The 12,201-nt window shown below is 36.7% G+C and carries 14 protein-coding genes; all 14 read left to right on the top strand.

Annotated elements, in window-relative coordinates:
• Positions 1-7: 7 nt before the first annotated feature.
• Positions 8-1,045, top strand: coding sequence for a signal recognition particle-docking protein FtsY (gene ftsY / locus WAX74_RS02895; RefSeq protein ID WP_336496140.1), 1,038 nt, complete (start codon positions 8-10; stop codon positions 1,043-1,045).
• A 70-nt stretch (positions 1,046-1,115) separates the two neighbouring features.
• Entirely contained in the window at positions 1,116-1,445 is a 330-nt protein-coding gene (locus tag WAX74_RS02890; protein WP_336496139.1) for a putative DNA-binding protein, read from the top strand.
• A gap of 12 nt (positions 1,446-1,457) precedes the next feature.
• A complete protein-coding gene (gene ffh / locus WAX74_RS02885) occupies positions 1,458-2,813 on the top strand; it encodes a signal recognition particle protein (protein WP_336496138.1) in 1,356 nt (451 codons plus the stop codon).
• A gap of 103 nt (positions 2,814-2,916) precedes the next feature.
• Positions 2,917-3,189: a 30S ribosomal protein S16 gene (rpsP, locus tag WAX74_RS02880; RefSeq protein WP_053590001.1), complete on the top strand. Its 273-nt coding sequence runs from the start codon at positions 2,917-2,919 to the stop codon at positions 3,187-3,189.
• A 14-nt stretch (positions 3,190-3,203) separates the two neighbouring features.
• Positions 3,204-3,437 (top strand): KH domain-containing protein, encoded by a 234-nt coding sequence (locus WAX74_RS02875; RefSeq protein ID WP_336496137.1) that lies wholly within the window; start codon positions 3,204-3,206, stop codon positions 3,435-3,437.
• Between the two features lie 142 nt (positions 3,438-3,579).
• A complete protein-coding gene (gene rimM, locus WAX74_RS02870; RefSeq protein ID WP_336496136.1) occupies positions 3,580-4,095 on the top strand; it encodes a ribosome maturation factor RimM in 516 nt (171 codons plus the stop codon).
• Positions 4,095-4,826 (top strand): tRNA (guanosine(37)-N1)-methyltransferase TrmD, encoded by a 732-nt coding sequence (trmD, locus tag WAX74_RS02865; protein ID WP_336496211.1) that lies wholly within the window; start codon positions 4,095-4,097, stop codon positions 4,824-4,826. Before rimM ends, trmD begins: the two co-directional genes overlap by 1 nt.
• A 137-nt stretch (positions 4,827-4,963) precedes the next feature.
• Entirely contained in the window at positions 4,964-5,308 is a 345-nt protein-coding gene (gene rplS / locus WAX74_RS02860; RefSeq protein WP_053589998.1) for a 50S ribosomal protein L19, read from the top strand.
• 1,087 nt (positions 5,309-6,395) lie between these two features.
• Positions 6,396-6,956: a signal peptidase I gene (lepB, locus tag WAX74_RS02855; protein ID WP_336496135.1), complete on the top strand. Its 561-nt coding sequence runs from the start codon at positions 6,396-6,398 to the stop codon at positions 6,954-6,956.
• A gap of 75 nt (positions 6,957-7,031) precedes the next feature.
• A complete protein-coding gene (gene ylqF, locus WAX74_RS02850) occupies positions 7,032-7,880 on the top strand; it encodes a ribosome biogenesis GTPase YlqF (RefSeq protein WP_336496134.1) in 849 nt (282 codons plus the stop codon).
• Positions 7,881-7,987: 107 nt separating this feature from the next.
• Positions 7,988-8,755 (top strand): ribonuclease HII, encoded by a 768-nt coding sequence (locus WAX74_RS02845; RefSeq protein WP_336496133.1) that lies wholly within the window; start codon positions 7,988-7,990, stop codon positions 8,753-8,755.
• A 9-nt stretch (positions 8,756-8,764) separates the two neighbouring features.
• Positions 8,765-10,615 carry a hypothetical protein gene (locus WAX74_RS02840; protein WP_336496132.1) on the top strand — a complete coding sequence of 617 codons (1,851 nt, stop codon included), beginning with the start codon at positions 8,765-8,767 and terminating at the stop codon, positions 10,613-10,615.
• Positions 10,612-10,896, top strand: a complete 285-nt coding sequence (locus WAX74_RS02835) for an EscU/YscU/HrcU family type III secretion system export apparatus switch protein (RefSeq protein ID WP_336496131.1) — start codon at positions 10,612-10,614, stop codon at positions 10,894-10,896. Before WAX74_RS02840 ends, WAX74_RS02835 begins: the two co-directional genes overlap by 4 nt.
• A 127-nt stretch (positions 10,897-11,023) precedes the next feature.
• Entirely contained in the window at positions 11,024-12,184 is a 1,161-nt protein-coding gene (gene sucC, locus WAX74_RS02830; protein ID WP_336496130.1) for an ADP-forming succinate--CoA ligase subunit beta, read from the top strand.
• Positions 12,185-12,201: the final 17 nt, after the last annotated feature.

Genomic DNA, 12,201 nt, shown 5'->3' with positions numbered 1-12,201 from the left:
TTAGAGGATGAGTTTTTTTAAGAAGTTTAAAGAAAAGATGCTTGGATCGAATGAAGAGATAGAAGAAACAGTTTCGATTACAAATAAATTTAAAGAAGGTTTAGCGAAAACAAGAAATCAATTTACTTCTAAAGTAAATGACTTAGTAGCTAAATATCGTAAAGTCGATGAAGATTTTTTCGAAGAATTAGAAGAAATCTTATTACAAGCGGATGTAGGTTTTGAAACAGTTTCCGAATTAATGGACTCCTTGCGTTTTGAAGTACAACGCAAAAATATTAAAGATACTGCTGGAATTCAATCTGTTATTTCTGAAAAACTAGTCGATATTTATGAAGCTGGTGATGAAAATAGTACAGAGCTTCAACTTGAGGAAGAAGGATTATCCGTTATTTTATTTGTTGGAGTAAACGGTGTAGGTAAAACTACAACGATTGGGAAACTTGCACATCGTTTAAAAAGCGAAGGAAAAAAAGTCATTTTGGCAGCGGGAGATACCTTCCGTGCTGGTGCGATCGAGCAGCTTCAAGTTTGGGGCGATAGAGTAGGTGTAGAGGTGATAAAACAAGCAGAGGGCTCTGACCCTGCTGCTGTTATGTACGATGCAATTAGAGCAGCTAAAACGCGCAATGCGGATGTTTTAATTTGTGATACTGCAGGTCGTCTTCAAAATAAAGTGAACTTGATGAATGAGTTAGAAAAAATTCATCGTGTTATATCGCGTGAAGTTCCTAGTGCGCCTCATGAGGTATTGCTAGCACTAGATGCAACAACCGGTCAAAATGCACTTGTGCAGGCACAGACGTTTAAAGAAGCGACAAATGTTACTGGAATTGTATTAACGAAACTAGATGGCACCGCAAAAGGTGGTATCGTATTAGCGATTCGTTCAAAACTTCATATTCCAGTGAAATTTGTTGGATTAGGTGAGCAAATGGATGATTTACAACCGTTTGATTCCGAAAAATACGTTTACGGACTTTTTGCAGAAGGATTAGAGCTTGAAAGTGAAAATGAAACAAACGAAGAAAATGCAGACAAGTAAAAATACTTGACAGTTGTACCCTCAATTAATAAACTAGAGGATGTAATTGAATTGGTAAGGAGAGTTGGGAATGATTGAAAAAACAACACGCATGAATTTTCTCTTCGATTTTTACCAGGCTTTATTAACAGATAAGCAAAGAAGCTATATGCAGCTATATTATTTAGATGATTTATCCCTTGGAGAAATTGCAGAAGAATATGATATTTCCAGACAAGCTGTTTATGATAATATACGTCGTACAGAAGCAATGTTAGAGGAGTATGAAGAAAAACTTAACCTCTTTTCGAAATTTGAAAAACGTCAGGAAACGATTGAGCAGCTATTGCTTTTAGCAAAGGAACAATCATCTGAAGAACAACTGATTGAACTCATTAATCAATTAAAAGAATGGGATTAGGAGGCGGCATGCATGGCATTTGAAGGATTAGCTGAGCGACTCCAAGGAACGCTTCAGAAAATTAAAGGTAAAGGAAAGATTTCTGAAGCAGATGTAAAAGAAATGATGAGAGACGTTCGTTACGCACTTCTCGAAGCAGACGTAAACTTGAAAGTAGTAAAGGAATTCGTCAAAAATGTTTCGGAACGTGCTGTTGGGCAAGATGTAATGAAAAGCTTAACACCCGGTCAGCAAGTTATTAAAATTGTTAAAGACGAATTGACAGAGTTAATGGGTGGAGAGCAAAGTCAAATTTCTTTTTCATCGAGACCACCTACCGTAATTATGATGGTCGGTCTTCAAGGTGCTGGTAAAACAACCACTACTGGAAAGCTTGCGAATGTACTGCGCAAAAAATACAATAAAAAGCCTCTTTTAGTAGCGGCAGATATTTATCGTCCAGCAGCTGTCAAACAGCTTGAAACGCTTGGTAAACAATTATCGTTACCTGTGTTCTCTTTAGGCACTGATATTTCACCCGTTGAAATTGTGAAACAGGCGATGGAGCATGCGAAAGAAGAGCATAACGATGTTGTGATCATTGATACTGCAGGTCGACTTCATATTGATGAAACACTTATGCAAGAATTAAAAGATATTCGTGCCATTAAAGAACCAGATGAAGTGTTCTTGGTGGTAGATGCAATGACTGGACAGGATGCAGTCAATGTTGCGAATAATTTTAACGAATCTATTGGCATCACTGGTGTTGTATTAACGAAGCTTGATGGGGATACTCGAGGTGGAGCTGCTTTATCCATCCGTTCTGTTACGCAAAAACCTATCAAGTTTGTTGGTATGGGCGAAAAGATGGACGCTCTAGAATCTTTCCACCCAGAGCGAATGGCTTCTCGAATTTTAGGTATGGGAGATATGATGTCCCTGATCGAGAAAGCTCAAGCAAATGTTGATGAAGAAAAAGCAAAAGAATTAGAAGAAAAATTCCGTACGCAATCTTTCACATTTGATGACTTTTTGGAACAAATTAGTCAAGTGAAGAAGATGGGACCTTTGGACGAAATTTTGAAAATGCTTCCTGGAGCTGGTAAAATTAAAGGGTTGGAGAATGCAAAAGTGGATGAAAAGCAAATGGATCGTGTCGAAGCGATTATTTATTCCATGACTACGCAAGAAAAAACAACTCCTGAAATTATTAATGGTCCTAGGAAGAAAAGAATTGCAAAAGGATCTGGGACGTCTATTCAAGATATCAATAGATTATTAAAACAATTCGAAGATATGAAAAAAATGATGAAACAAATGACAAACATGCAACAAAAAGGGAAGAAAAAGATGAAAATGCCAGGTTTAGACTCTCTTTTTAAATAATTTTTCCCCAAAAAATTAGGGTGTTAAGAAAAAACACTTTACAAACAAATAAAAGCTTGATAATATACTATCTTGTGTGAAACTATTCGGAGGTGCAATAAAAATGGCAGTTAAAATTCGTTTAAAACGTATGGGAGCAAAAAAATCTCCTTTCTATCGTATTGTAGTAGCAGACTCTCGCTCACCACGTGATGGTCGTCAAATTGAAACAGTAGGTACTTACAACCCACTTACTAAACCAGCAGAAGTTAAAATTAACGAAGAACTAGCGTTAAAATGGCTTCAAGACGGTGCGAAACCATCTGATACAGTACGTAACTTGTTCTCTGAACAAGGAATTATGGAAAAATTCCATAACGCAAAACTCGGCAAATAATCGGAGGGGACAATGTGGAGCAGCTGATCGAAGCAATCGTCAAACCATTAGTTGATTATCCAGATAAGGTTCAGGTTGTAAAAGAAGAAAATGTAAACCGTATAGTTTATAAGCTTTCTGTTCATCCTGAAGACATGGGAAAAGTAATTGGCAAACAAGGGCGAGTAGCGAAAGCGATTCGTACTATTGTTTACTCAGCAGCAGGCAGTCACCAAAAGAAAAAAACATATGTCGACATATTAGATTAACGGACTTTAGTGGGGGACCTCCCACTGAAGAAAGTTAAAGCCTTTGGCAGATTCCATAGATTTTGAATAGCTGAGGCGTATTTGAATAAACAAAAAGGGAGAACAATTTGTTCTTCCTTTTTTGATAGGAGGTAGAATATTCATGGAATGGTTTAATGTTGGTAAAATAGTTAATACGCATGGGATCTGGGGAGAGGTTCGTGTTATCTCCAAAACAGACTTTGCAGATGAACGTTATGAAGTTGGTAGTGAGCTAGGTCTGTTTAAAGCAGATGGATCGAAACCAATCACCGTTAAAGTAGCTAGTCATCGAAAGCATAAAAACTTTGATTTATTAACATTTGAAGGATATTCATTGTTAAAAGATGTAGAGCCTTTTAGAGATGCCATCTTAAAAGTTTCTGATAAGTACCTTACGGAATTAGAAGAAAATGAATTCTACTATCATGAAATAATCGGGTGTACAGTTGTTTCTACAGAAGGTGAAACAATTGGAACTGTTACAGAAATCCTTGAAACAGGTGCTAATGATGTTTGGGCAGTTCAGCCTTCAAAAGGGAAAACACATTACATTCCATACATTGAAGATGTAGTAAAGTCAGTCGACATTGATAATAAGAAAATTGTTATTGAAGTGTTAGAAGGTTTATTATCATGATGAATATTCACATTCTTTCTCTATTTCCCGAAATGTTTGAAGGTGTTTTTAATACATCCATTTTGAAAAAAGCACAGGAAAAGAATGAAGTTATGCTGAATGTAGTTAATTTTAGAGACTTTTCAGGCAACAAACATCATCAGGTGGATGATTATCCCTATGGTGGTGGTGCTGGGATGGTGTTAAAGCCAGAACCTCTTTTTAACGCAATAGATTCTTTAACTACGAATAAAGAACAAAAGCGCAGAATCGTTCTACTCTGTCCTCAAGGAGAGCGCTTTACGCAGAAAAAAGCAGAAGAACTTGCAAAAGAGAAAGAACTTATTTTTGTATGTGGACATTATGAAGGTTATGATGAACGCATTCGAGAACATCTTGTAACAGATGAAATTTCACTTGGAGATTTTGTATTAACAGGTGGAGAGTTAGCAGCCATGACTATTGTTGATAGTGTCGTTAGGCTTTTGCCTAATGTATTAGGTAATGCAGAATCTCATGAAAAAGATTCATTTTCAACTGGTCTGCTTGAACATCCTCATTATACCCGACCAGTTGAATATCGGGGATATAAGGTACCAGATGTGTTATTATCCGGTAATCATGCTGAGATTGAAAAATGGAGAAGAGAACAATCATTAAAACGAACTCTTGAAAGAAGACCTGAATTATTAGAATCAATTGATTTAAATAAACAGGATCAAGAATTTATAAATAAAATAAATGAACAATAAACTTTAAATTATGCATTGCATCTATTAATTGTTTGTGGTATATTCTACTATGTACTTCTGTGTGAAGTATGGATTTTGGGTGTTCCGCTGCAACAGCTAATGGATGTAAGAGCATTCTATATAAGGAGAGAAAAATGATGCAAAACATTATTTCAGAAATCACTAAAGAACAATTACGTACGGATCTTCCTGATTTCCGCCCTGGTGACACAGTACGTGTACACGTTAAGGTTGTTGAGGGTACTCGTGAACGTATCCAAATGTACGAAGGTGTTGTAATTAAACGTCGTGGTGGAGGAATCAGCGAAACATTTACAGTTCGTAAAATTTCTTCAGGTGTTGGCGTTGAGCGTACATTCCCTGTACACACACCAAAAATTGCAAACTTAGAAGTTGTTCGTCGTGGTAAAGTTCGTCGTGCTAAATTGTACTACTTACGCGATCTACGTGGTAAAGCAGCTCGTATTAAAGAACGTCGCTAATAGTAAAAAATCAAATGTTGTAGTGAAAGTGATGCCACTTTCGCTACAACATTTTTTCTTTTCAGAGCGGGAATGCTTAATAAATAGAAAAGTGATTATTAGGATTTATCATTAATCATTATTTCTATTTAGTGTTTCCTTTGTATACATATCACTACATCCCACGGATGATTATTAGGATGTGCGCCTTAAAGTCGCAAGAGCGCGAAGAATGAGACCCCGTAAAGGATGTGGGAGTGACGTATGTACGACTCATCCTGTTGAGGCTCATGCGAAGCGTGCGGCAAGCGCACATCCGTGTTTAAGATTTCAAAGTATCAAAATAATATATAGAAATATTGAAAATTTTCATCACTGACTATAGGCATTCGCGCTGGCGGTACGTCCGCATGAGCCGCTATGCGCAAGTGCATTTCGCTGTCTCATACGGCACGTCATGCGGCTGGCAAGGTGCGATTGCCAGTGTATCCTATTAATGAATTTCGAGTAATGGTCTCTGTTACAGTGAAATTGGTCTCGGTTATGCTGCGATTAGTCTCGGTTGTCATTGAATTGGTCTCGGATACGCTATGAATAGTCTCGGCTGTAACTTAATTGGTCTCGTTCCGACATTTCGTGACATTTTTAGAGAGATATTTCCAATTAAAACTAGCTAACTCACATAGAGCTAACTCTTCACTTATCATTAACAAGTTACTTCTGACTGTATCTACGGAAATTTCTAGGATGTGAGCTTTAAACACCGCAAGAGCGCGAAGAATGAGACCTCGTAAAGGATGTGGGAGTGACGCAGGAGCGACTCATCCTGAGGAGGCTCATGCTAAGCGTACGACAAGCGTAAATCCGTGTCTCGGCAATCAATGGGCTAGAAAGAAGACAATGCAAAATTTGGAGCAACTCATTCTACTAATTGAAGCCTGCTACAAGCACATAAATGAGTTTCAGCTCACTAAAGCGCTCCATACGCATACTATTTTGTCCTTCAAAATTATAAAAATAGAAATAAACAGGAATATATTATCTTTTCTTTTTGCTTGAAATAGAATTTACTTGTACAATAAGGGAAGTATATAAAGGGGGCAAGTCGATGGAACGAGCGAAGAAAGAAAAGAACGAATTGTGGGAATGGTCCAAAGCATTGTTAATCGCTTTTGGGATTGCTGCAATAATTCGCTTCTTTTTATTTACACCAATTGTAGTAGACGGTGAGTCAATGATGCCGACTTTGAAAAACGGGGACCGAATGGTTGTCAATAAAATCGGTTATATGGTTGGTGAACCAGATCGTTTTGATATAGTAGTATTCCATGCACCAGAGCAAAAAAATTACATCAAACGGGTAATCGGTCTTCCTGGAGATCATGTGGAATATAAAAATGATCAACTATATATAAATGGAAAAGAAATTGAAGAGCCATACTTAGAACAATATAAAAGTGAAATTACCGAAGGATCTTTAACCGATGATTTCACATTAGAAGATATCGCTCAAGTAGATAAAATTCCTCCTGGCCATATATTCGTCATGGGTGATAATCGAAGATATAGTAAAGATAGTCGACATATTGGACTAGTTGCCATCGATGAAGTAATTGGAAACACAAATATAGTTTTTTGGCCCTTTGATGATGTTGGCTTTGTAAAATAAAAATATTAGCATTATGCCTGAGGTTAGATAGTTAAGAAAAAGTAACTTTCTCATCCTTTAAGGAGGAGATATGAAATGACAATACAGTGGTTCCCGGGTCATATGGCCAAAGCAAGAAGAGAAGTAACTGAAAACTTGAAGCTCGTAGATATTGTTTTTGAATTAGTAGATGCACGCTTGCCGTTGTCTTCTAGAAATCCAATGCTGGACGAAGTGGTGCACCAGAAAACGAGATTGCTTATTTTAAACAAGATGGATATGGCTGACGAAGTACAAACAAGAAAATGGATAGCTTATTTTGATTCAAAAGGGCTCCCTACGGTGGCGATAAACTCTTTAGAGGGAAAAGGACTACAATCTGTTTTTAAAGCCGCTAAAGAGCTTCTAAAGCCTAAATGGGATCGAATGAAAGATAGAGGCATTAAGCCAAGAGCTATTCGTGCGATGATTGTTGGAATTCCCAACGTTGGAAAATCCACTCTTATTAATCGATTTGCTAAAAAGAATATAGCGAAAACTGGTAATACTCCTGGAGTTACGAAAAGACAGCAATGGATAAAGGTCGAAAAGGAAATAGAATTATTGGATACTCCAGGGATTCTTTGGCCAAAGTTCGAGGATCAACAAGTCGGCTATAAACTTGCATTAACGGGAGCTATTAAAGATGCTGTTATCAATATGGAAGATTTAGCGGTATATGGACTTCGATTTTTACAAGAGCATTATCCCAAGAGAATGGAAGAAAGATATCAATTGACAGCTGTTAGCGAAGATTTAGTGGAAACTTTCGATCATATTGGAAAGTTAAGAAGATGCTTTGCTGGTGGCGGTGAAATAGATTATGATCAAGTTGCAGAACTGATTGTAAGGGACATCCGTAACCTTCATCTTGGTCGATTAACGTTTGATTTTGTAACTGAATAAAACATAAATAATTTGCCCTTTTTGCCACTTGGTGAGAAGGGTTTTCTCGATTATTTTGAATATTTACCGATACATAGAATAAGAACAAGAAAGTTGATGTGAAAGATATGCTAAGTTTGAAAGAAGTAAAAGAAAAATTAGATTATGCCAATTCATGGGAAGCGTGGATGAACGAACTTGAAAGTGATAATAGAATTGGTGCTATTAAGCTATTAAATACTTGGAAGAATAAGCAACAACTTATACAAAAGGAAATTCATGCTCACGAAGAAAAATGTTTATTCGATGCTAGTTTTAAACAAAACCCCACTGATTTAATAGCTGGAGTAGATGAAGCAGGGCGAGGTCCACTAGCTGGTCCAGTAGTTACAGCGGCAGTAGTGTTAAAAAGGAATACAGATGATTTAATCGGTTTAAATGACTCCAAGCAACTATCGAAAAAGAAGCGAAATGAACTTGCAACGAAAATAAAAAATAATGCACTGAGTTATTCTATTCACTTTCAATCAGTGGAAAAAATTGATGAGCTTAATATTTATGAAGCAACCAAGCAGTCTATGACTGAATCTGTTTTAAGCTTGAAGGAAAGCCCTTCAATCGTTTTAGTAGATGCCATGAAACTTCCTATTGATATGGAAACACATTCTATTATTAAAGGTGATGCAATGAGTTTATCAATTGCAGCCGCTTCTATCCTAGCTAAAACTGCAAGAGATAATTATATGGATCAGTTACACGAACAATTTCCTCAATATTTATTCAATAAGCACGCGGGTTATGGAACAAAGCAACACGTTGAGTTGATTTATAAATATGGTCCTACTATCCACCATAGAAAAACATTCGAGCCAATAAAATCTTTATTACAAAAATGAGGTGAAAATATGTCTTCAACATTTTTTTCTTCTATTCAGTCTCAACAAGCGCAGGTCATTTCTCCTAATATGCAAACGTCGATAAAAGAAGGACAAGTAATTCACGGAACTATTAAGAAGTTATATCCTAATCAAACCGCAGAATTGCAAATAGGCAATCAAAAAGTAATCGCCAAGCTAGAAACTCCTTTAAAAGCAGGAGATGCACATTTTTTTCAAGTAACTAAAACGGACCCAGAACTGCAAATAAAGGTCGTAACAGGACCCCTCGCTCAAGGGAATACGTTAGCTCAGCAAGCACAACAACTATTAAATGCAATGAACTTAACAAAATCAACGGAAATGCAGGCAGTAGTTCAGTTCTTTTTAAAGGAAAGATTGCCAATTTCAAAAGAGTTATTAGTACAAGCAGAACACCTTTTAAAACAATTACCTCCAAACATAACAATGAAGCAAGCAATGGAAGTGATTCAAAAAATGATGGATCTTAATATTCCTTTGTCACATAAAATGTTTGATACTGTGTTAAGTGGAAAATCTACAAATGGTCTTCAGTCACTAATTCAAGATTTTAAACAAACGTTACAACAGGATTTTACACTACCAACTAATATAAAAAACAATATTCTTCAAAGTTTGCAAAAGCTATCGGAGCCATTTGGAGAACCCGTTGCAGGTGCATTGCTAGGAAAACAAATAGAAACATTACAAAATCCACTTGCAAGCTTGGCTACAAAGTTACCGATTCTACAAAGCCTAAAAGAAGCGAGTATCTTACCTTCCAATGTAACATTGAATAATGTTTTGCCAATTTCAACTACACCATCGATATCTATGTCTGCTGGAGAAATAATAGCAAACTTGGTAAAGACACCAACTAGTGAAAAAGGTATGGCAATTGATCAGCTTCGAAATTGGGTAAGCGCTCAGCCTTTGTTAACATCTGAACAAAAGGAGCAAATAGGAACTTTATTAAAAAGTAATACGCAAGCCCTTCAAATATCAACCATTAACAATAAGCTTTTGGAAATATTTGCAAAGCAGAGTCAGGAAGCCGTTTTTTTGAAAGATCAGAATGGATTAACTGCAAAAGAGCACTTGCTATCATTACTTGGTAAGGGAGAAAACAAAGAAATCGTTTCCCAAACGCTACAGCAAGTAATGTCTTTTACCAAAAATAGTAATCAACATATTATTTCTACAGCACTTCAGCAATCCGAACAAAGTGTAATTCAACAGTTAGACGGCAAAGCATTTGAGCATGCTATGAAAGAAGTTCTGAAGTCACTTGGTTTTAGTTACGAAGCAAAACTTGGGGGAGGTAGTGATGAAGTTAGACAGATTGCAAATCAACTGAAGCCGCAATTGATAGACCTTCTTCAAAATCAAGTTATTTCTGCACCACTAAAAGATCAAGCAGAGCTACTACTAAATCGAATGAATGGACTGCAAATATTGTCGAATGAAAACGGACCTCAGCATCAGTTATTAATGCAAGTTCCATTAGAATTTTTAGGAAAGAAAATGGATGCCACGCTTGAATGGAATGGTCGTATGAAAGAGGACGGAAAAATAGATTCAGATTATGCTCGTATCATGTTTTATTTACAATTAGATTCTTTAGAAGAGACAGTTGTAGATATGCAAGTTCAAAATCGTGTAGTAACCATTTCTTTATACAATAACGACAATCACTTACAACAAATTGCTAATGTATTTAAAGACTCCCTAAAGGAAGGCTTATTGTCAGTTGGATATCAACTCTCAGGTGTATTTGTCAAAACGTTTCAAGAACAAAAACTTACATCACCAAAGAAAATACTCGGAAAAGAGTCACAAGGAGTAGATATTCGAATATGACTGAAGAAAAACATGTACGCAAGGAAGCAGTGGCTTTAGGATATAAACCGGGTATTATTGATGCTCCTACCATTCTAGCGAAAGGAAAAGGGAAAATAGCTGAAAATATTTTAATGAGAGCAAAAGAACATAATGTCCCCATACAAGAAGATCGTAGTTTAGTAGAACTTCTCGGCCAATTAGATATAAATCAATCTATACCCGAAGAGTTGTATCAAGCGGTAGCGGAGGTCTTTGCTTTTATTTATCGAATTGATCAAGAGAATGGTAAAATCAATTAAATTAATAAAATATTTGAATATTCTAAGTTTTAGAGAAAAAAATTACTTTTGTAGACAAGAAGTGACAGGTTTATTACAATGAAAAAGTAGTAAATTACTTGACATAAGTTTGATTGGAGGACGTAAGATGAATATCCATGAATATCAAGGGAAAGAACTCCTCAGACAATACGGTGTAGCTGTTCCTAATGGGAAAGTAGCATTTTCTCCAGAAGAAGCTGTTAAAGCTGCAAAAGAACTAGGTTCTGAAGTTGTCGTTGTTAAAGCTCAAATCCACGCTGGTGGACGCGGTAAAGCAGGCGGAGTAAAAATCGCAAAAAACTTGGACGATGTTCGTGCATATGCGAAGGAATTGTTAGGAAAAGTATTGGTAACACATCAAACAGGTCCAGAAGGTAAAGAAGTAAAACGCCTTTATATCGAAGAAGGTTCTGATATCCAGAAAGAGTACTACCTTGGTTTAGTTTTAGACCGAGCATCTTCTCGGGTAACTTTAATGGGTTCTGAAGAGGGTGGAATGGACATCGAGGAAGTGGCAGCTGCTACTCCTGAAAAGATTTTCAAAGAAGAAATTGACCCTGTAGTTGGACTTACTGGTTTCCAAGCACGTCGTATGGCTTTCAATATGAATATACCTACTAAATTAGTAAACAAAGCTGCAAAATTAATGCTTGGTTTATACGAAGCATTCGTGGATAAAGATGCAGCTATCGTTGAGATCAATCCACTAGTTGTAACTGGTGCTGGAGATGTAGTAGCACTAGACGCAAAATTTAATTTTGATGGAAATGCACTTTACCGTCATAAAGATATCGTAGAACTACGTGACTTTGATGAAGAAGATGCAAAAGAAATCGAAGCATCAAAATATGACCTAAGCTATATTTCTTTAGATGGAAATATCGGATGTATGGTTAATGGTGCTGGTCTTGCAATGGCTACAATGGATACAATTAGCTATTACGGCGGATCACCGGCTAACTTCCTGGACGTTGGGGGCGGTGCTACAGCTGAAAAAGTAACGGAAGCATTTAAAATCATTCTTTCTGACAAAAATGTTAAAGGTATCTTTGTTAACATCTTTGGTGGAATTATGAAATGTGATATTATCGCTGAAGGTGTTATCGTTGCTGCGAAAGAAGTTGGACTTGAAGTACCACTTGTTGTTCGTTTAGAAGGTACAAATGTTGATAAAGGTAAGTCTTTATTGAACGAATCAGGTTTAAACATCGTTGCTGCTGATTCAATGGCAGATGGCGCACAAAAAATTGTTGAACTTGTAGGCTAAGAAAGGCGGAGACAAAA

The sequence above is a fragment of the Psychrobacillus mangrovi genome (assembly GCF_037104765.1).
Taxonomy (GTDB): Bacteria; Bacillota; Bacilli; order Bacillales_A; family Planococcaceae; genus Psychrobacillus; species Psychrobacillus mangrovi.
This window is presented reverse-complemented; position numbering and strand designations above follow the sequence as displayed.